This window comes from Luteolibacter yonseiensis (genome assembly GCF_016595465.1).
GTDB classification, from domain to species: Bacteria; Verrucomicrobiota; Verrucomicrobiia; order Verrucomicrobiales; family Akkermansiaceae; genus Luteolibacter; species Luteolibacter yonseiensis.
The window spans coordinates 103,362-123,430 of record NZ_JAENIK010000011.1; the positions used below are offsets into that span (position 1 = coordinate 103,362).

Annotated in this window: 15 protein-coding genes and 5 tRNA genes; 13 read left to right on the forward strand and 7 right to left on the reverse strand. The window is 59.6% G+C overall.

Going from position 1 to position 20,069, the window contains the following annotated elements:
• Positions 1–12 precede the first annotated feature (12 nt).
• From JIN84_RS10140 to JIN84_RS10170, 7 genes are all read right to left on the reverse strand, one after another.
• Positions 13–1,413: a leucine-rich repeat domain-containing protein gene (locus tag JIN84_RS10140; protein ID WP_200350939.1), complete on the reverse strand. Its 1,401-nt coding sequence runs from the start codon at positions 1,411–1,413 to the stop codon at positions 13–15.
• Between the two features lie 177 nt (positions 1,414–1,590).
• On the reverse strand, positions 1,591–2,163 hold the full coding sequence (locus tag JIN84_RS10145) for a hypothetical protein (RefSeq protein ID WP_200350940.1): 573 nt from the start codon (positions 2,161–2,163) through the stop codon (positions 1,591–1,593).
• A gap of 87 nt (positions 2,164–2,250) precedes the next feature.
• Positions 2,251–2,742, reverse strand: coding sequence for a transcriptional regulator NrdR (gene nrdR, locus JIN84_RS10150; protein WP_200350941.1), 492 nt, complete (start codon positions 2,740–2,742; stop codon positions 2,251–2,253).
• Positions 2,743–2,932: 190 nt separating this feature from the next.
• Positions 2,933–3,523, reverse strand: a complete 591-nt coding sequence (locus JIN84_RS10155; RefSeq protein ID WP_200350942.1) for a signal peptidase II — start codon at positions 3,521–3,523, stop codon at positions 2,933–2,935.
• Positions 3,524–3,621: 98 nt separating this feature from the next.
• Positions 3,622–4,851, reverse strand: coding sequence for a sterol desaturase family protein (locus JIN84_RS23380; protein WP_200350943.1), 1,230 nt, complete (start codon positions 4,849–4,851; stop codon positions 3,622–3,624).
• Between the two features lie 93 nt (positions 4,852–4,944).
• Entirely contained in the window at positions 4,945–7,656 is a 2,712-nt protein-coding gene (gene ileS, locus JIN84_RS10165) for an isoleucine--tRNA ligase (RefSeq protein ID WP_200350944.1), read from the reverse strand.
• A gap of 100 nt (positions 7,657–7,756) precedes the next feature.
• Positions 7,757–10,333: a c-type cytochrome gene (locus tag JIN84_RS10170; protein ID WP_200350945.1), complete on the reverse strand. Its 2,577-nt coding sequence runs from the start codon at positions 10,331–10,333 to the stop codon at positions 7,757–7,759.
• 1,187 nt (positions 10,334–11,520) lie between these two features.
• On the opposite strand from JIN84_RS10170, the gene JIN84_RS10175 reads away from it, so the two are divergent.
• The 13 genes from JIN84_RS10175 to sufB all read left to right on the forward strand — a co-directional run bounded on the left by JIN84_RS10175 (position 11,521) and on the right by sufB (position 20,058).
• Positions 11,521–11,594 (forward strand) — tRNA-Gly (locus tag JIN84_RS10175).
• 13 nt (positions 11,595–11,607) lie between these two features.
• Positions 11,608–11,682 (forward strand) — tRNA-Met (locus JIN84_RS10180).
• Between the two features lie 491 nt (positions 11,683–12,173).
• A tRNA-Leu gene (locus JIN84_RS10185) sits at positions 12,174–12,245 on the forward strand.
• 13 nt (positions 12,246–12,258) lie between these two features.
• Positions 12,259–12,335 (forward strand) — tRNA-Leu (locus JIN84_RS10190).
• A 6-nt stretch (positions 12,336–12,341) separates the two neighbouring features.
• Positions 12,342–12,413: transfer RNA gene (locus JIN84_RS10195), tRNA-Lys, on the forward strand.
• Positions 12,414–12,507: 94 nt separating this feature from the next.
• A complete protein-coding gene (locus tag JIN84_RS10200; RefSeq protein WP_200350946.1) occupies positions 12,508–13,314 on the forward strand; it encodes a hypothetical protein in 807 nt (268 codons plus the stop codon).
• A 115-nt stretch (positions 13,315–13,429) separates the two neighbouring features.
• Positions 13,430–14,824, forward strand: coding sequence for an RtcB family protein (locus tag JIN84_RS10205; protein WP_200350947.1), 1,395 nt, complete (start codon positions 13,430–13,432; stop codon positions 14,822–14,824).
• Positions 14,825–14,941: 117 nt separating this feature from the next.
• Positions 14,942–15,382, forward strand: a complete 441-nt coding sequence (locus JIN84_RS23385; RefSeq protein WP_325099611.1) for a hypothetical protein — start codon at positions 14,942–14,944, stop codon at positions 15,380–15,382.
• On the forward strand, positions 15,319–15,543 hold the full coding sequence (locus JIN84_RS22990) for an HNH endonuclease family protein (RefSeq protein WP_325099607.1): 225 nt from the start codon (positions 15,319–15,321) through the stop codon (positions 15,541–15,543). Before JIN84_RS23385 ends, JIN84_RS22990 begins: the two co-directional genes overlap by 64 nt.
• A 155-nt stretch (positions 15,544–15,698) precedes the next feature.
• The gene (locus JIN84_RS10215; RefSeq protein ID WP_200350948.1) at positions 15,699–17,294 is read left to right on the forward strand and encodes an OpgD/OpgG family glucan biosynthesis protein; all 1,596 of its coding nucleotides are present in this window, start codon (positions 15,699–15,701) and stop codon (positions 17,292–17,294) included.
• 158 nt (positions 17,295–17,452) lie between these two features.
• Positions 17,453–17,815 carry a Fur family transcriptional regulator gene (locus JIN84_RS10220; RefSeq protein WP_234043423.1) on the forward strand — a complete coding sequence of 121 codons (363 nt, stop codon included), beginning with the start codon at positions 17,453–17,455 and terminating at the stop codon, positions 17,813–17,815.
• 31 nt (positions 17,816–17,846) lie between these two features.
• Positions 17,847–18,599, forward strand: a complete 753-nt coding sequence (sufC, locus tag JIN84_RS10225; protein WP_200350950.1) for a Fe-S cluster assembly ATPase SufC — start codon at positions 17,847–17,849, stop codon at positions 18,597–18,599.
• A 22-nt stretch (positions 18,600–18,621) separates the two neighbouring features.
• Positions 18,622–20,058, forward strand: coding sequence for a Fe-S cluster assembly protein SufB (gene sufB / locus JIN84_RS10230; RefSeq protein ID WP_200350951.1), 1,437 nt, complete (start codon positions 18,622–18,624; stop codon positions 20,056–20,058).
• Positions 20,059–20,069 lie beyond the last annotated feature (11 nt).

The window sequence follows — 20,069 nt, forward strand, 5'->3', positions numbered from 1 at the left end:
TCCTGGTGAAAATCACTGGCTCACCACCAGCCGCATGAACCGGTTCGGCCCGGGATCCGGCACTGTTGCGATGGTCGTCGCGCTCCACTCCGGTTTGAAGAGGACCACGTCTTCCGTTCCCCATTTGATCATATCGGTACTGGTTTCCACCGTATAGGTGATGCCGGGAGTCCCCGAGTAAAAGCTCATGACCAGACCTTGTGAGTCAAGCTCCGCCTGGGGCAGGAGGCTCCCCAGATTCTGGTTGGGATCGAGATTGAGGGCGTAGGCCATGAGGAGGCTGACCCCATCGCCGTTGGGATCGTCCGACATTGCTGAATCGTATGGCAGCCCCCATTTGTTCAGCCAGATTTTCGGCTGGGTTCTTTCCCCCATGTTGACCGCCGGATAGCCCAACCATGTGGGAGAGCTGAAGCCGTTGGCGTCATAATAGTGGATCACGAAGTCGCCCGCCGCACCGCCGAACATCAGCCCGACGAGCGGCTGACTCCCCATGGAGGGCGCGCGTCCGTCGAAGGTGACGCGGGACAGGTTGTTGCAGTTGAAAAATGCCAGGGAGCCGATACTGGCGACGCTAGGTGGGATAGTCACATTTTTCAGAGCCGTGCAGTTGGCGAAAGCATCATTGCCGATTGCGGTCACTGTGTTCGGAATGAAGATGCTCTCCAGGCGGATGCACGAGTTGAACGCGCTGTTCGGAATACGGGTGAGACCGGAGATGCTGGCCTTTCTCAGGCTCCAGCAGTTTGAAAACGCGCCGTCACCCATCCTGCCGATCTTCCAAGCAAGGGTGAGGTTGGTAAGTCCGCTGCAATACTTGAAGGCATCGCCGCCGATCATCGTGACAGAGGACGGGATGTAAACCGAGGTCAGCCTCTCGCAGCCGTAAAACGCGTTGTCCCCGACTACGGTGACGGTGGAGGGAATCTCGTAAGATCCGACTTTCGCCGGCGGGTAGGCGATCAGGATGGTGCCTGTCTTGTTAAATAGCACCCCGCCCTGCGAACTGCTGTAATTCGGATTCTCCTGTCCCATCGAAATGAAGCTCAGGTTGACGCATCCGACAAAGACGTTCCCCTCGATGCTGGTGACTCCGGCAGGGATGTCGAATCTCTTGAAACCCGCGCAGCCGTGAAACGCGCCGGTGCCGATTTCCCGGACATCTTTGGGGATGCTCACCCCCGAGATCTTGCTGTTGTAAAAAGCATAGTCCCCGATCCGAGTGACGGGTCGTTGATTGATCGTCGATGGAATGACGGCGGTGGCGGTCGAAGTCGAGGAATAGCCCGTGATGGTGACCGAGGTTCCATTGTCGGAATAGAGGAAACTCCCATACTGCCCGTTTGTTGCTCCCGAGCACCACGCCGGGATCAAGAAGAACGCCAGAAGGACCCAAAGCTGCCAGAATCGCATGCGAAGACCCAGACGACCGGTCGGCGTACGATAAGACGAGAATGCCCAGTAATTCAAAAGTGGGTTTATTGTCATTACAATGACCATCCATTAAGAATTTTCATGGTAATGACAATGTAATTCTAACATTTTTGATGAAAACCCAATTTTCCGAGGATGTTTCGAAGGCTTTGCGCCTTACATCTCGTTTTCCACGCACAACCGCAAACGGCGGTCGTTTTGTGGCTGGTCACGGTGCCAGGCTTTCAGAAAGCCTTCAATTTCAGTGAGCAACTGCTCGCACTGCTTGTTCCACTTTTCCGCGCCGCGCAGGATCAGCGAGCTTTCTCGCAATCCTGTGAAGTGGATTTCCTCCGCGCCTGCGGACCGGAGTTCGGTAAGTTCCGCCCGCAGGGTTTCGAAAAACGCCAGCTCGAAGCCGTTTCCGGCTTCCATCGCGGCCCGCACGAGCGAAACGGTCATCGGGGGCGCGAGGGGTTCCAGCTTCTCCGCGATCCGCTCCCAGCCGATCTTGATCAACATCATGCGGACCCGCTCGAAGAGGTCCTCCAACTGGAGCAACTTCAACGGGCATTTCGTCTCCAGATACTGCTCGATGCCGCCACGGATGTCCGCGATGAACGGAAAATCCTCGTGATCCGCCGCCAGTGCGGCACGTCGGAGTGCGTCATCCAGCCACGCCGTATCGTAATCAGCCACCTGATGGCGGCCGATTTGAAGCACGGGGCGATTGCCGATGAAGGAGATCACTGGGAAGATTTGACGGTGGGACCGATGCGGGGAAAGTGGACGATTGGAAAATAGATCGCCGGATCAGGCGGTGAGTAAAATGATTTTTCAGTCTTTAAACAGCCGCCTCTGGAATGGATCGCGGGCGGCCCGGCGGGAGAGGGATTGGATTTCCGCGATGAATTCGTTCACATCCTCGAACTGTCGGTAAACCGAGACGTAGCGGACGTAGGCGACCGGATCGATCTGATGGAGCTTGTCCATCACCTTGGCACCGATGATCGCGGAGGGAACCTCGCTGAGGTGGTCCTTGTGAAGGTCCGTGAGGATTTCCTCCACCGCGCGGTCCAGGCGGTCCATCGGCACGGGGCGTTTTTCGCAGGCCTTGATCAGGCCGCTCATCAGTTTTTCCCGGTTCAACGCCTCGCGCGCGCCGTCCCGTTTCACCACCCGGAGTTCCGTGCGTTCGATCTGCTCGTAGGTGGTGTAGCGGTAGGTGCATTTGAGGCATTCCCGCCGCCGCCGGATCGTCGTACCATCCTTTGAGGACCTCGAATCGAGGACCTTGTCTTTGAGGGAACCACATTGGACGCAGCGCATGAAGACAGATAGGGAACAACGTGGCCCATCCTAGGGACACATCCGGTAGGGTCAAATTAAAACCTACGCCATATTTAGTAGTTGGCGGCGAATTGTCGGGAATTCCAAAAGGAAGATTTTGAAATTTTGACAACCTGTTTTTTAAGGAGGAACTCCGGTCCGACAGGGATGCCGCACGGTATCCGGGCCATCACGCCTTTTTCTTCGCGAGCTGCTCGTCCCGCATCCCGCCGATGAAAAGCAGGAGTGCCGCGACGCAGATGCAGGAATCCGCAACGTTGAACGCGGGCCACCAGCCCTGGCTCGAGGGCACGAGCTTGTCGTAGAGGGGAAGCTTGAATGCGAGGAAATCCACCACATATCCCTCGGACAGGCGTTGCCAGAAAGAGGCTCCCTTGTAGGCATCCAACAGAAAACCCTGCACCAGGCGGTCGGTGAGATTTCCAAAAATTCCACAAAGCAGCAGCGCGACGGCCACTTGGGAGAGAGGGTGGTTGAACACGCCTTTTTTCCAAAAGATCCGGATCATCGTCAGGGCGATGATGGGAACGACCAAAAACACGATGGGAGCCCACGACGATCCGTTGCCAAAACCGAAAGCCACTCCCTGGTTGTGGACGCGCACCAGATGAAAGAAATCCTCGACCACCGGCTGGATCTTGAATGACGACGTCGAACCCATCGGAGGATCCGGAAAATTCATCACCGTCCAGAACTTCGTGATCTGATCGAGCACGTAAAGCGGCAGGCTGAGGAAGAGGAGAAGCTTGGCAAGTGACATGAAGGAGAAATGGGGAAGAATGGCAGGACGCGGGCTTTATCTTTGGAACAATCGCACCCTAGTCAACGACCACATTTCCAATTCCCTGCTCCGGTCTGTCACTTTTTCGCTTTTCTGCGGAATGGATGGAGGAATTGCTTCCAGTAACCCTGCGGGACGGGATGGCCGCCGATGCCATAACCCTCGGGCCAGCGGTTGTCCTCCGGCAGGTGGTGGGTGCCGAAGAGCTTGTCATACCAAGGAAAATGGACCGCGAAATTGACGTCGATGGCCTCCTTTTCGATTCCGTGATGCCAATGGTGGAATCTCGGGGTGACGAGGAACTTTTCCAGGAATCCGAAACGGAAGCCGAAATTGGCATGTACGAACGTCGCGTACATGTAGACGATGAGCAGATAGGCGTTCACCGCACCCGGACTGAAACCGAGCACGATCATCGGGATGACCGTGGTGCCGCGGAGGACCAGGATTTCCAGAAAATGCATCCGGGCTCCCGCCATCCAATCCATGCACTGGGCCGAGTGATGCACGGAGTGGAAGCGCCACAGCATGGGCACGCGATGAAAGGTGCGGTGCACCCAGTACTGCACGAAGTCCGTCAGCAGCATGATGCAGATGACCTGGACCACGAACGGCAGTGCCGCCACCCATGCCCGGAAGGCACTCCACGATGTGACCGCCAGCAAGGTATTGGCCGGCAGCATCGAAAGCCATGTCAGCACCTGCACCAACATGCTGCTGATGAAGAAATAAAACAGGTCCTCGCGCCACTCGTAGCGGAAGATCCCCTGTTCCGACCGGTTCGGGAAAAGGTTCTCCACGGGAACGAACACCAGGCCGGTCAGCAGCAGCCGCAACAGGAAGAAATCGAGGCCGAGGTAGTAGGGCGTCGCGTCGGCGGCGAGGGGTGCCAGGCCGTTGCCACAGATCGTCAGACCGAGCAGGCTGAGGACCATGGCGGTCATTCCGAGCGTTTTGGTCGGGCGCAGCAGCAGGCTCAGAAGAGAAAAGACAAACGCGAGGATGATGGTTCCGAAAAGTGCGGGGCGGTACCACCCGGTCTCATGCAGCTTCGCCAGTTCCCGAATGCTGAAGACCCCGGGAAACCATACGCAGAGAATGCCCCCCAAAGCCGCCAGGGCCAGGATGATGCCCAGGGCTCCGCTCCACCAGCCGCTGCCGAAGGATCGCAGGGCGGCGGGAACCTCCAGTTCGTGGCGGATCTGCTGCCGGACGTCTCTCAGGCTTTTCATCGCGCCATGTTCCTCCAGTGGCTGCCGCTTGGCAAGCGGACTTCCGATGACCTGCGCCGGGCATGTCGGATTCACGAAGCAACGGCCACATGTCGACCAACGAAGCCGGAGGACCGATGGGCTTCCGGGATGTTGTCGACATGGGGATGACCGCCTGTGGGAAGCGTTTCAGCCTGCCACCTCATCGCATCGCTCGCAAAGTCCGCTTTCCAGCAGCGGCTCGTGCTTGCGGCAGCGGGGGCAGAGCGAAAGATCCGTCTTGCGGGCGCTTGCGGAGAGTTCGTCGCCCACCGTGGCGGTCAGACCGGCGATGATGAAGAACTCGGTGGCGAACGCGCGGTCATTGAGCAGATCCAGCAAAGCGGCGTCGTCCGCAGGGATCGTCAGCGTGACATCCGCCTCGTTGTTGCGGGTGAACTCCTTGGCCTGGATGCGTCCTTCGATCGCGGTCTGGATGGCATACTTGATTTCGAAAAGGCGGTTGGCCCTCGCGGTCGCATCGCCGGGGGCGAACGCGGCGTCGGGTTCCGGGAAATCCTGTTCGTGCACGGTGCCGGTGGTGAAGCCGGCGTGCTCCCACGCCTCGTCCGCGGTGAAGGCGAGGATGGGGGCGAGCAGTTTCGCGATGCTGGTGAAGATCTCATGCATCGCGGCCTGTGCCGCCAGACGACGTGGCGAGTCCGCCGCATCGCAATACATGCGGTCCTTTGTCGCATCAATGTAGACGGCGGAAAGATCGGCGGTGCAGAACTGGTTGAGCGAGTTGAAGACCTTGCGGAATTCGTAAGCGTCATAAGCCTTGCGGCATTCGGCCACGACCTCATGGAGGCGCTCCAGGATCCAACGGTCCAACAGCGTGTATTCCGGATTTTCAACCGGTTTGAAGCCGTCGAGATTTCCCAACAGGATCCGCAGGGTGTTACGCAGGCGGCGATACGGCTCGGCGACCTGCTTGAAGAGATCCTCGCCGAACGGGACCTCGTTCTGCCAGTCCACCGACGACACCCAGAGGCGCACGATGTCGGCTCCGTACTGGTTGTAGAAATGCGCGGCATCCGTGGGCTTGCCGGCCTTCGCGGCGTCGGACTTGGAGATCTTCTTCTTGTCCTTGTCTACCACGAAGCCGTGGGTCATCACCGTCTTGTAAGGTGCCGCACCGCGATAGCCCGTGCTGAGCATCAGGGAGCTCTGGAACCAGCCGCGGTGTTGGTCGGTGGCTTCCAGATAGAGATCGGCGGGCGCGTGGAGTTCCGGATGGGCGTCGAGCACGGCGGCATGCGAGCAGCCGGAGTCGATCCACACGTCGAGCGTGTCGCGGCATTTTTTCACACCGGCGGGCAGGCCCAGCAATCCGGCCAGTTCGGCATCGGATTTCTCAAACCAGATGTTCGTGCCTTCCTTGTCGAAGAGGTCCGCCACCTTGTTCGCCAGTTCGGCGGAGAGGATGGTTCCGCCATCCTCATCGAAGAAAACGGGCAGCGGCACACCCCAGGTGCGCTGGCGCGAGATGCACCAGTCCGGGCGGCTTTCGACCGTGCCGTAGATGCGGTTCCGCCCCCAGGACGGCAGCCACTCGACCTTGTCGATCTCCGTGAGCGCCTGTCCGCGCAGGGTTTCGAGCGAGATGAAGAACTGCTCCACCGCGCGGAAGATGATCGGTGTTTTCGAGCGCCAGCAATGCGGATAGGAGTGCTTGTAGACTTCCTGGCCGAGCAGGTGGCCGGATTCGGTCAGGATCTCGATGATGCGGCCGTTCGATTTGAAAACGTGGGCTCCCACGAGTTCTTCAACGCCGACCTCTTCGGTGAACTTGCCTTCGTTGTCCACGGGCGAGAGCACTGCGAGGCCGTTCTGCTGGCCGGCGACGTAGTCGTCCGCACCGTGACCAGGGGCGATGTGGACCGCGCCGGTGCCGGTGTCCGTGGTGACGAAATTCGCGAGGATGAGCTTCGACGTGCGGTCGAGGAACGGGTGCCCGGCTTCGAGTCCTTCGAACTCGCGGCCCTTGCTCTCCTTGATGGTTTCCGCGAGGGCGAATCCGGTTTTCTCCGTGAAGGCTCCGATCAGCTCACGAACGATGACGAACGTTTCGACCACGTCGTCCTTGATGAATTTTCCAACGACGTAGGTGAACTCCGGGTGCAGCGCGATGCCGAGGTTCGCCGGAAGGGTCCAAGGGGTGGTGGTCCAGATGACCATGCTCGCCTGTCCGGCGAATTCGCCGGAGACGAGCGGGAATTTCACGAAGATGGCCGGGCTCTCCTTGTCCTGATACTCGACCTCGGCCTCGGCGAGCGCGGTCTGCGCGCCGTAAGACCACTGGACGGGTTTCTTCGCCTGATAGATGGAGCCGTTCTCCACCAGCTTGGCGAAGACGCGCACGATGTTGGCCTCGTAGCCGGGGTCCATCGTGAGATAAGGGCTTTTCCAATCGCCGAAAACCCCGAGACGACGGAACGATCCGCGCTGGATGTCGATGTATTTCAGGGCGAATTCCGTGCAGCGGCGGCGGATTTCCGCAGGCTCAAGTCCGGCGGTTTCCTTGACCACCTTGAACTCGATCGGCAGTCCGTGACAGTCCCAGCCCGGTACGAATGGCGCGGCGAAACCGGCCATGGTCTTGGATTTCACCACCAGGTCCTTGAGCAGCTTGTTCAGGGCGGTGCCCATGTGGACGTCGCCGTTCGCGAACGGCGGGCCGTCATGGAGGAGGAATTCCGGAGCGTTCTGGGCGCGGCGGCGGCCCAGAATCTTTTGATAAAGCCCCTCGTTTTCCCAGCGCTCGAGGCGTCCGGGTTCGTTCTGCACGAGGTCTCCCCGCATCGGGAATGTGGTCTGCGGGAGAGTCAGGGTGTCTTTGTAATTCGGGGCTGCGCTCATGACGGGGCGCGGACGCTAGCAACCCGCCCCCGCGGGGTCAACCACTGGAAATCGCCGGAGAAATCGAAATCCGGGTCCCTTGCCAGGGCGATGCGCCGCCCTATTTCAGTTCCTTGATCCAGAGCAGGATGCTTTCCAGTTCCGGCTCGCTGAGCACCCCGGAGTAACTTCCCATTCCGAGAGCGTAGCCCTCGACGATGTTTTTGGCGGGTTCGAGGATGGCGTCCCGCAGGTAAGCGTCATCGGCGGTCCGGCGGGTGCCGTCGGTGAAGCGTCGCTCCGATCCGTAGAGTTTTTTCCATGTCGGGCCGCTGTGTCCCCCGTTGGTCTCCTCCACAGAGTGGCAGGCAAGGCATCCGTAACGGGTGGCGAGTTCCCGGCCACGTCCGGCGCTTGGCGGGGTTTCATCCTTGGGCGCGTCCCGGACCGTTGCCAGAGAGTCATCCAATGCGGGCGGCTCGAATCCCAATTTCGTCCAATCCGCGGCAGGCGGTGCCGTGACCGTGAAATAAACAGGACGCATCGCCGACTTCAGGCCCTTCACCTGGAAGCCGTGCGAAAGTTCCAACTGCATCGTCGGCTTCAAGCCGGGGATATGCACGAAGACACTTTTCCTGTCCTTGGAAAGGAACGTCCCACCGGTGGCGACGGGATCCACTCCTTCCGAGCCATCGCGTTTCAGGCGCGGGGAGCCATAACCGCCGCTGCGGCGGTATTGCCACTCCTTCGCCCGGGCGAGTTCCGGTGAAACCTCGTCCAGCTCGCCGTTGAATTTCAGGATCACTCCTTCCTTCACGGCAAAGGCATTGATCGGCTCGGAAAACGGCCCTTCCGTCGCCCGCAGCCTCGCCAGGCCTTCGAGTTCCCTGACCTGCGAATCGTAAATACGGAATCCCGCGAACCAGATCGAACCATCGGTCGGATGGACATTGCCATGGAGCAGCGGGATTTCCGTGTCGATGTCCAAGGGGATCACCGCGCCCTCGACCGAAGGCCAGGTCCCTGCGTGCCGCACCAGGAACAGGCGGCCTGTCCCGTAGGAAAGCTGCATGACGCCACCCTCCCACGCGCGGAACCCGGTGCCGCGCAGCCAGAGCGGGGATGACGATGAGTTGTCCTGGTCGTGCGGGATCCACACCGCCGGAGGAGATACCTTCCGTTTGCCGCCGCCATAGCCGAAGTGGGATCCGGGCATCACGGGAAATGATCCGGACGAGGGAACCCAGTGACCCTGCTGTTCCGACATCACGATGTGCCCGGTGACCGGGTCGCGGGCGAAAAAAGGTTCCCGCGCCCGGGTGGAGACGACGTCCAGTTTCCTGCCGTCCGGTGAGATTTCCAGAATCGCTCCGGAGTGGGGGTTGTCGGGAATCTTGCCGGTGATCGAGCGGTCGTCGGTCATGATGCCGCCGATCGAAGCCCACGTCCGCCCTGTCTGGTCCACCTCCATGTCCAGCGGGTATCCGCGCGATCCCACGGTCTGGTGGATCAAACTACTATGATTCTCGTAGAAATCCGTTTCGCCGTCGCCGTTCAGGTCCTTCAGGCGGACGATGCCGTTCCGGGTGAAGACCTGCACCACGCCCCCGACCTGGCCGATGGACAAGGGTTCGCTCAACCCTCCCGCGATCCGCGTCCAGCGCGCGCGGTCCCCGCCGAGCCCGAGACGCCACACATCGCCCTCGAATGTCACCATCACCGCGGCATCCGGAGAGAGGAATGCGATGTCCGCCGGACGGACCCGGCGTTTCCACGGGTTTTCGGTGGGCAGCGGCAGGCGGTCCAACGCCCAGCCCGGGCCGCTGCCGGCCTCCTTGCGGAAACGGGTCTCCACAGGTTTCAGCCACCTTCCCGTGGAGGCTGTCGGAACAGGCGGCGTGCCGGCCGGCGCGGCGATCCGTTTGCTGCCGTAAACGTAGCTGACGCGCCGCCCGGATTTTCCCGCCGCCAGTCTGGCGATCAGCTTGCCCTCCTCCGCCTTGAACGTCAGGCCCGCGTGGTTGGACGCCACATGCAGCTTCCCGGATGAGGCCTCCTGAGCCGTGGGCTTCACGGTGAAGTTCCCGCCCGCGACGAGAAACACCAGCTCCGGTCCCGGTCCTGCGGCGAGATGGCGGATCAGACCGTCGCCGCTTTTTTCAAACCACTCTTCAATCACGACCCCGTTGGATTCATAGGAAATCACCGCCTGTTCCCCAGCGAGCCGGTAGCCGAGGAACCTTCTTCCGCTCTCCTCAAGTCCTCCCCGTCCGGCGTCGTCTCCGTAGACCGGTCTCGGATCCGTCATGACCTCCTCCACAGTCCTTCCCACCCCTGGCAGCGCGGGAGCGAGGCTGGTTCCTTTTCCGGTGGGTTCCGGCGGATTGACGGTGCCTCTCCGCGTCGGTTCGTCCCACGATGCCTGGGACATCGTTTCCAATGAAAGGGGAGGGGTGGCCGCCGGCGGGGCGAACCATAGCACGGGGCGCAGAAGGTCCTGGTCGAAGGCCACCCATTCCCGCGCTCCGAGCCGGATCAGCAATCCTCGGGCGACCACTCCATTTTCCTCTGTCCGTATGGGGCTGCAGTATAATGGCAGCGAGGGATCGAAAAACGGCCCCGCTCCGACCGCGGTTGAAACAACCGCCAACAGAACCGCGCAAACCCGTGACCAAACTCCGTTCGTTTTCTCAAGCATGTGACACGTTCTTCAGTTCCCCGGAATTTGACGGGCGCTGCTCCGGATGGATGCGCGCCATTGACTGCGAGCGGGCTCCGTCCGCTGTGAGGCGCGGCATTGCGGGGAGCGGGGTGTGTTTCATGGATGATTCGGAAGACGATTGGAGTTCGATGCCCCGTAGGACGGCCGCTCTCTAGGACGCTGGGACGAGCATGAATGTTTCGGACGAGTGACGGACTTAGCAAGAAAACGTCCGGGAAATGACGGAAATACCAGATCGAAAGGCGGTTTCGCACTCCTTGATGAAGTGTCGACGGATCATTCGGCACCCTCTGCCGAACCCGTCCTTTCCCTCCTGGATGAGGCACTGCCGCATGACGGCCGCCGCTTTCGTTCATCCACCTGTAAGAGAGTCCATCGGCATGATCGGAATCTTGCGATGATCGGATTCGTCCCTTGGCATGGAATCGAGGGGCCATGTCATTCAAGAATCGCATCACTGAAGAAAACTATAATTATTTTCAAATATATATTGACGGTCGGATGTTATCTAATTATTCGTTTTCCACCTTCAGCAAGCCATGTCCTCCCCATCATTCCACTCCAAGCATCCGCAGCCGACCCGGTGGTCGCTGGGTATGGGAATGTCCAAGGGCATTGAGCAGGTCCGTCACGGTCTCGAATCAGGGACAGGAATACTCAACTCAGGCTTTGCGGATCAATTCCTTACCAAGGAGGCAGGCAGGTAGTTCACGATCCACACGGATCATTCGATTTTTTCGAGAACCCCGCCCGTTCCAGTAGCCGGCGGGGTTTTTGTTTTGCCGGTTTTCACCCGGTGATTCCCACGGGAGCGGCAATTCAATCCAGATTTAAAACCAAACCTATCACTTAAAATGATTTTCAAATGACAAGCATTCCGGCGTGAACCCATCCGGTTCCATTCAATGGATGGCCCGGATCATCAGGTAAAAACCAAGTCCTTCGAAAAGCGGATCATCGGATGATGATCGGCCGCCGGACGGGTGCTGCTTGTGGATCCATGCTCCGGATAGATATATGAAACAGAGGCTTCGACATGAATTTATATAACTTCATGGCAGGGGAGGTGTGCCTGAAACACTGAAAGATCCGCCGAGAAATCATCCTGCGGGTGCGAGTCCGTCACCGGACTGGCAGCGGTGTTTGTTTTCATTTCATAACATGCGGCCATCGTCCAAAAGCAGGACATCTGGCTTCCAATCAGGGAATGCCGGTGCGAATCCGGCTGGCCGCGCCAATTTTCCAAAAACAGCGGAGTAGCCAAGTGGTAAGGCAACGGTCTCATACGCCGTGTACCGCCGGTTCGAATCCGGCCTCCGCATCCACATTTTCATACAATCGCGCGCGAGGAAGACAGTAATCCGCCTCGTTTGGGACGAGGATACACCCGGGGCGGCACCGGGGCGCGCGACCATTCTCGAACTCCTCCTCAGCCCGGTGGCGTGGCAGCGGCCTTGCAAGATCGCGGCGCGAAGCCGTGCGGAGGGACCACGGCTGTGTAGCTGAGACAGATCAGCGTCCCGCTGAAGACGGGGAGAGTCCGGTGCGATATCGGATGCAGCCGCCATTTTCCAATGTTGATCATGATGTAAGAGCAGCATCCCGCCCTGTGAAGGCGGCCGTACGGGTGCGAGTCCCGTTGATCAACCCAATTTCCCAGCCCCGTAGCTCAACCAGATAGAGCATCCGACTTTGAATCGGAAGGTTGACGGTGCGAACCCGTCCGGGGCCGCCATTTTCCAACGATTTTTCCGTCGGTTGATCCGGCTGCGTCCGTGTGGCGCATCCCGACCAGCCGTCGGCGGATTTCATATCTCCCGGCGTAGCCCAAAGCAGAGGCAACGAGCTTAGAACTCGTCCAGTGCGGGTTCGAGTCCCGCCGCCGGGACTTTTTTTCATCAGATCGCGTAGCCCAACCGGCAGAGGCACGGCGTCGAGAGCGCCGCAGGTGCTGGTTCGAATCCAGCCGCGATCACCACTTTCCGAACCCGAAGCTTAGGCAGCGAAGCATCCGGCTTTTAATCGGACGAGCAGGGCGCGAGTCCCTGCGGGTTCACTTTTTCAAAACCAACCCCATACCACCATGAGTCCCAGAACATTATCCATCATTCCCACTTTGAACAAAAACATCACTTCATCCCATTTCATTCATGAATTCCAATTCCATTGCGAATCACTTCGCCCGCATGGGCGCGAGGTTTCGCACCGTCCAACCTGAACCGACCCGCTTCAGACAACGGACGCTTGATTACACTCTGGATCTCGCCCACGACAAGCGTGGCCAGATCTTCGAACTGCGCGGAGAGACGGACCGTCTGGCCGGACTCGATGTGCAGGTCCTCCAATGCGGAAAGGCCGAACGCCACCTCCTGCTGCTCGTGAAAACCGGGGAAACGAAAGACCGTTTCCTTTGTGGCCACGACGAGCGCGAGTGGTTCGTGGCGGCCATTCCCGGCAATGCCAGCAACATCGTCCAAGCGAAGCTGGCGTTGCAGCCACCCGGTGTGAGGCATGCCGCCATCCAGGCGGGACTCGGTCCGCGCGAGCGGATCCGCCGTCACAACCGCGCGTTCCTCCGACAAGGTGAATGGTTCTTCGTGCCGGCCCCCGGTCTGCATGTGGATTCCCGCCTCATCTTGAAAAACGAGCCGATCCGCCGGGGGGCGGGCAAACCACACATGGTTGCCGAAGTCTTCCGCTCGGGAGGCGAGAGCATCCTCATCTGCCACAAGCATCCGAATGGTGTGAGCGAGACCGAATATAAGAAAATACTCGCGAACACACCTGGTGCCGGCCGTTGGGGCTGGGAACGCCGCGTCCGCAATGCGGGCGTCTTCGCACGCGGGGCCGTAAAGCACCGCGACCATGCCACGCTCACCCTGCATGACTGGCACCAGGTGCTCATGAACACCGAAAGCAGCACCCGCCAGATGGCGAATGTCGCTTTCATCGATTGAGCGGACACACAGGCCGGGGAGGCAGTATCCAGGTCTCCCCGGCTTCATCTGTGATGAAGAAAACAAACACCGCCCCGGGTTTCCCCACATTCATTTACATAACCAAAAATTTATTTTGAAAACCAAAGATCTCAGACTGCTCGGCGTGCCGGATGGCGAGCCGATGCAACACGCGCAGGACTTCATCCGGCGCTATATGGCGGAGGGCCACGAAGGCAGGCGCCTCGGTGAGGAAATTTTCCAAATCGTCGCCGACCCATCCGGCTATTTCCAAGACCCGTTGCGTGCCCCGCTGGCCCGTTCGGTTTATCGTCCCGCCTACACGCCGCGCGCGGAACTCGCTCCCTGGCGACAGTGGGGCGATGACCTGGAGGCGGATGCCGTGAGGCAGATGGCGAATTCGTGCGCCCTTCCCGTCGCGGTGGCGGGCGCGCTCATGTCGGACGCGCACCCCGGTTACGGCCTGCCCATCGGTGGCGTTCTTGCCACAGAAAATGCCGTGATTCCCTACGCCGTCGGTGTCGATATCGCCTGCCGGATGAAACTAACCGTTTACGACCGCAAGGCTGGCGTCATTGCCGGGCAGCGCGATCGTCTGGCGAACATCATCGAGAGCGAGACGAGGTTCGGCATCGGCTGCACCTTCAAGGACCGCCGGAACCACGATGTCATGGACGACGATTGGTCGGTTTCCCCGGTCACGAGGCGTCTGCGTGACAAGGCGTGGACGCAGCTCGGCACCAGCGGCAGCGGAAACCATTTCGTCGAGTTCGGCGCGTTCACCGTGACGGACGACGAACTGGGTTTTCCGCCGGGCGAATACCTGGCGTTGCTCAGCCACTCGGGATCGCGCGGAACCGGAGCGATGGTTTGCGATACCTACAGCAAGCGAGCGATGGCCCGCCGCTCGAACCTGCCGAAGGAACTCAAGCACCTGGCATGGCTCACGCTCGATGAGGAGGATGGGCAGGAATACTGGAACGCCATGAACCTGATGGGACGCTACGCCGCTGCGAACCATGAGCTCATCCACAAGCATATCGCGAAAAAAGTGGGCGCGCGCGTCATGCTCGACATCGAGAACCACCACAACTTCGCGTGGAAGGAGGAGCATGTCGTCAACGGCCGGAAGCGCGAACTCATCGTGCATCGCAAGGGAGCGACTCCGGCGGGGAAGGGGGTGTTGGGAATCATTCCCGGCTCCATGGCCACTCCCGGGTTCGTCGTCCGGGGCAAGGGGAAACCCGAGTCGCTGAACAGCGCGTCCCATGGCGCGGGACGCGTGATGAGCCGCAGCAAGGCGCTGCAAACATTTACCTGGAGCGGAACGAAAAAACTGCTCGCCGAGCGCGGAGTCGAACTCCTGTCCTCCGGACTGGACGAGGTTCCCGGTGTTTACAAGGACATCCACTCGGTCATGTCCGCGCAAACTGACTTGGTCGAAGTGCTCGGGAGATTCGATCCGAAGATCGTGAAAATGTGTCCGCCCGGAGAACGGGCGGAAGATTAGTAAAAAAACAGAAGACTTGAAGACATAAGACACAAGAAGGGACCGGAGACAGGGGATCGCGGATGAGAGCGGTCCGAACATTTCCGATTCCCATATCCATCATCCCCTAACCGAAAAATGAAATCCATCCTCCACAAATCCACGGTGCTGGTGCTGAACCGCAATTGGCAGGCGATCCACGTGAAAACGCCGGCCGAGGCGTTCTGCATGATGGCGACCGGAGCGGCGAACGGCCTCGACATCCGGGGTGAGGATTTCATCTCGCCATTGAAATGGGAGGACTGGCTCCGGTCTCCGGTCCGTGAGGAGGACCAGGCGGTGAACACTCCGCGAGGTGCCGTGCGCGTGCCCACCGTCATTGTCGCGGCGAACTACTCGAAGATCCCGTTGTGCCAACCCCGCTTCGGCGCGCGCGGCATTTGGGAGCGGATGGCGGCATCTGCCAATACACGGGCCGCAAGCTCGCGCCCGGTGAGGGCAATATCGACCACGTCATTCCCCGTTCCCGCGGCGGGGCGTCGTCTTGGGAGAACTGCGTGTTGTCCCATCGCTCGGTGAATGAGAAAAAGGCGGACCGCCTGCCCCACGAGGCGGGACTGCACCTGCTGCGGAAACCGAACGCGCCGCGAGCCCTTCCCGCCACCGTGTTGATCAAGAATCACCACGGCATCCGCGATTGGCAGAGGTTCCTCGCTCCGTTCAGCGGGCATGCCGCGTGAGGAGCGGTTTCTATTCCGCTCCTTGTGTGACCGGGACATTCCTCCCCTCCCCTCGTCAGATCCCGCCGGACATTCGCTCCGGCGGGATCCGACCGCATGGGTGAACAAGCTCCGGCGCTATTGCCAAGCCGCCGAATGTCTGCCAACTCTGGTCCATGCATTTACCTCGCCGTTTTTCCCTGCTCGGGTGCGCTGTGCTCGTTTCCACCGTCGGCTTGGCCGCTGCGGAGGATTTCTCATTCGACACCCTGCGCGCGAAAGCCCGGAAAATGGCGGCGGAACCCTATGCCGCTCCGAAGCTCGAACTGGCGGATTTCTGGAAAAAACTGACCTACGACCAGCACCGTGACATCCGTTTCAAAATGGAGTCCGGGCTGTGGGCGGAGGAAAAGGAGCCGTTTTCCATCGATTTCTTCCACCCCGGTTGGACGGCGAAGAAGATGGTGACGATCCACGAGGTGGTGGACGGCAAGGCCGGGCCGTTGGTTTTCGATCAAAAACTGTTCGACTACGGGAAACAGAAGATCCCTGCCGGGACACCCTCGCCACAGGGTTACGCCGGGTGGCGGGCGCGCACCCATCTGAACACGGCGGACTACATGGACGAGTTCCTCGTTTTCATGGGAGCGAGTTATTTCCGTGCGATCCCGAAGGACGCCCCATACGGACTTTCCGCCCGCGGACTCTCGATCAACAGCGGCCTGCCGGGCGTGCCGGAAGAGTTTCCAGACTTCTCGGAATTCTATCTGGAAAAGCCGGCGATGGATTCGAAGTCCATGCGCGTGAGCGCGTTGCTCACCGGCGAGAGTGTGGCGGGAGCCTACCAGTTCACCATCACTCCCGGCGTGGAAACCGTGGTGGAGGTGACGGCGGAACTCACGCTTCGCAGGCCGGTCGCGCAACTCGGTCTGGCTCCCTTTTCGTCGATGTATTGGTTTGGCGAGGGGACCCACCCGAAGCCGCTGGATTTCCGCCCGGAGGTCCACGACAATGACGGATTGCTGATGGAACTCGGCAGCGGCAACCTCCACTACCGCCCGCTGGAAACAACCAAGGACCAGTTCCGCCACTGCGTCTTCACCATGGAGAAGCCGCGCTCCTGGTCACTGCTGCAGCGGGATCGGTCGTTCGCCTCCTATCAGGACCCGGAGGCGCTTTACCACAACCGCCCGAGCGTGAGGGTCGAGCCGGTCGAGGGATTCGATTTCGGCAAACTCCACCTCATTGAAATGCCGACCAAGGACGAGACGGACGACAACGTGATCCTTCTGTGGGAGCCCACCCCCGGACTTGAAGTCGGCAAGCCCTACAAATTCCATTACCGCCTGCGCTGGATGCGTGATCCCAAGCCATCGGGAATCTTCACCGTCCGCGCGACCCGCCACGGCACGCCGGTTCAAAAGCCGGATCAGGTGCTGATGGCCATCGATTTCGCAAAACCGCTCAACCCCGAACTCAAGGTGGGTGATCCGAAATGGGATGACATTTCCAAGCTGAAGCCCGTCGTGACCATCAATCAAAAATCCGTGAAACTCCTGCACGTCGGCCTCTCCGACCTCAGCATGCCGAACGTGGACGATCTTCCCGCCGGTCTCGGCCGGAGCGACAAGCTCCACATGCCGCAGGTGCTGCGCGCGTTTTTCGTCTGCGAACCACCCAAGGACCTGGCGGACATGGACATGACATGCGAGCTCCAGGACGAGACCGGCAAGTGCGTGTCCGAGCGGTGGGTGTATCTGTGGAAGAAGTGAGCCGGTGTTTGAGGAACAGTTTGTTTTGGTTAAATAATCATAATTAGAATAATTCTTGATATTGATCGCGACGGTCCTACTTTGCCGCCGCGATGGTCAACCCAAACCCCGAATTTTCTGCCGAAACCGAGATCCCTGAGGAGATCTCCGGTCTCCGCATGACGCGCCAGCGCCAGGAGGTTTACCGCATCCTCATGCAGGAGCGGAACCACCCGACAGCGAACGACGTTTTCATGCGGGTCAAGGACCGCTTGCCAAACATCTCGCTTGCAACGGTTTACAACTGTCTCGAGGCGTTGGTCCAGCACGGCATCATCCGTCAGGTGAACTTCGAGCGCTCGTCATCCCGCTACTGCTCGAATCTTCAGGAGCACGGACACTTCCATGACAAGAGCACGGGAGTCATCCATGACGTCGTTTTCAAGCCCGGCATCAATCTCACCGATGTGCTCGACCTCCCGCCCGGAGCCCTCGTCGAGGACGTCGAAATCACGTTGCGTGGCAAGATCGCCACCGCCTGAACCTCTATTCCTTACCAATCTTTTCCAAAAAATGAGCCTGCAAATCACCAATCTCCACGCCACCCTCGAAGATGGCACTGAAATCCTCAAGGGGGTCAACCTGACCATCCCGAAAGGCGAAGTCCACGCCATCATGGGACCCAACGGATCCGGAAAATCCACCCTTTCCAAGGTCATTTCCGGTCACGAGAGCTACGTCGTCACCGGAGGTTCCGTGACCCAGGACGGTGAGGAGATTTTGGGCAAATCCATCGACGAGCGTTCGCGCGGCGGCATTTTCCTCGCCTTCCAATATCCGTCCGAGGTTCCCGGTGTCTCGAATGCGAACTTCATCCGCGCCGCGTTGCAGGCCCGCCTCCCGAAAGGCCAGGAGATCGACGCCGTCGCTTATTACAAGAATCTCTATTCGAAAATGGACCACCTTGAGATGGACCGGAAGTTCACCGCCCGTGCCGTGAACGAAGGCTTTTCCGGAGGCGAGAAAAAGCGCAACGAGATCCTCCAGATGATGATGCTCGAGCCCGAATACTGTATTCTCGATGAGACGGACTCCGGTCTCGATATCGACGCGCTCAAGATCGTCGCCAAAGGCGTGAATGCCATGCGCTCGCCGGAGCGCGGCATGCTTCTCATCACCCACTACCAGCGCCTTCTCGACTACATCAAGCCGGATTACGTCCACGTCATGGCGGAAGGAAGGATCGTCCGTTCCGGTGGCCCCGAGCTCGCTCTGGAACTGGAAAAAGACGGCTACGAATTCCTCAAGGAGCCCGCATTGGCCTGAGATTCCTAAATTTACGAACATCATGTCCTACGACACCACAGACGTTCTTGACCACGAAACCCGCGAGGCGATCGACATCGACCGCACGAAGGGTGACTTCACCTTCCCGGAGCGCAACAAATTCGACGCCGGGCGCGGACTGACCGCCGCGACCATCGACTACATTTCCGATGTCAAAAACGATCCGGACTGGGTGCGTGAATTCCGCCACAAGGCGCTGAAGACCTTCGAGGAAAAGCCGATGCCCACCAACTGGGCGACGAAGGATCTGGAAAACATCAACTTCGATGAGATCCGTTACTATCTTTCGGACGGAGAAAAGCCGAAGCGTTCGTGGGATGACGTCCCCGCGGATGTCTTGGAAACCTTCGAGCGTCTCGGCATCCCCCAGCAGGAGCGCGCGTTCCTCGCCGGCGTGGAGGCGCAGTTCGACTCGGAAGCCGCTTATTCGAACGTCAAGGAAGAGCTCACCAAACAAGGGGTGATCTTCGTGAATTCGACAGAAGGCCTGAAGGAGCATGAGGAAATCTTCCGCCCCTATTTCGGCAAGGTCATCCCTACCGGCGACAACAAGTTCTCCGCTTTGAACTCCGCCGTTTTCTCCGGTGGTTCGTTCATCTACATCCCGAAAGGACTCAAGCTCAAGCAACCGCTGCAGGCCTATTTCCGCATCAATTCGGAAAACTTCGGCCAGTTCGAGCGCACGCTCATCATCGCCGACGAAGGTGCGGAACTGATGTACATGGAAGGCTGCACCGCGCCGAAGTTCGAGACCGCCACGCTGCACTCCGCCGTTGTGGAACTCGTCGCGCTCAAGGGGGCGAAGATCCAGTACGTCACGGTTCAGAACTGGTCTTCAAATGTCTTCAACCTCGTCACCAAGCGCGGCCTGGCGATGGAGGATGCCGAAGTCCGCTGGATCGACTGTAACATCGGTTCACGCCTCACGATGAAATACCCGGGCGTGATCATGAAGGGCAAACGTGCCCGTGGTGAGGTCATTTCCATCGCCCTCGCGAACACCGGCCAGCATCAGGACACCGGCGCGAAGATGATCCACGCCGCCGATGACACGACCTCCAACGTCGTTTCCAAATCCATCTCCGTCGGGGAAGGACGCTCCACCTACCGTGGCCAGGTCCACATTCCGAAGCACCTCAAGGGCTGCAAAAACAACACCGAGTGCGACGCCCTGCTCATCAACAGCAACAGCCGCACCGACACCTACCCGGCCATCACGGTAAAAGGCAACCGCCACGCCACGCAGCACGAGGCGTCCGTCAGCCAGGTTTCGGATGACATGCTTTTCTACATGCAGCAGCGCGGCCTCAGCGAAGGACAGGCCATGTCCCTCGCGGTGAACGGATTCATCAACGACCTCGTCCGTGAGTTCCCGATGGAATACTCCGTCGAACTCAAGCGGCTCATCGATTTGGAAATGGAAGGCTCCGTCGGCTGATGCCATCCCAG

Coding starts and splice junctions, on each gene's coding strand:
- JIN84_RS10140 (WP_200350939.1), bottom strand. CDS start 1,413: ATGCGATTCTGGCAGCTTTGGGTCCTTCTGGCGTTCTTCTTGATCCCG.
- nrdR (WP_200350941.1), bottom strand. CDS start 2,742: ATGCGCTGCGTCCAATGTGGTTCCCTCAAAGACAAGGTCCTCGATTCG.
- JIN84_RS10155 (WP_200350942.1), bottom strand. CDS start 3,523: ATGTCACTTGCCAAGCTTCTCCTCTTCCTCAGCCTGCCGCTTTACGTG.
- ileS (WP_200350944.1), bottom strand. CDS start 7,656: ATGAGCGCAGCCCCGAATTACAAAGACACCCTGACTCTCCCGCAGACC.
- JIN84_RS10170 (WP_200350945.1), bottom strand. CDS start 10,333: ATGCTTGAGAAAACGAACGGAGTTTGGTCACGGGTTTGCGCGGTTCTG.
- JIN84_RS10200 (WP_200350946.1), top strand. CDS start 12,508: ATGAATTCCAATTCCATTGCGAATCACTTCGCCCGCATGGGCGCGAGG.
- JIN84_RS23385 (WP_325099611.1), top strand. CDS start 14,942: ATGAAATCCATCCTCCACAAATCCACGGTGCTGGTGCTGAACCGCAAT.
- JIN84_RS10215 (WP_200350948.1), top strand. CDS start 15,699: ATGCATTTACCTCGCCGTTTTTCCCTGCTCGGGTGCGCTGTGCTCGTT.
- JIN84_RS10220 (WP_234043423.1), top strand. CDS start 17,453: ATGACGCGCCAGCGCCAGGAGGTTTACCGCATCCTCATGCAGGAGCGG.
- sufC (WP_200350950.1), top strand. CDS start 17,847: ATGAGCCTGCAAATCACCAATCTCCACGCCACCCTCGAAGATGGCACT.
- sufB (WP_200350951.1), top strand. CDS start 18,622: ATGTCCTACGACACCACAGACGTTCTTGACCACGAAACCCGCGAGGCG.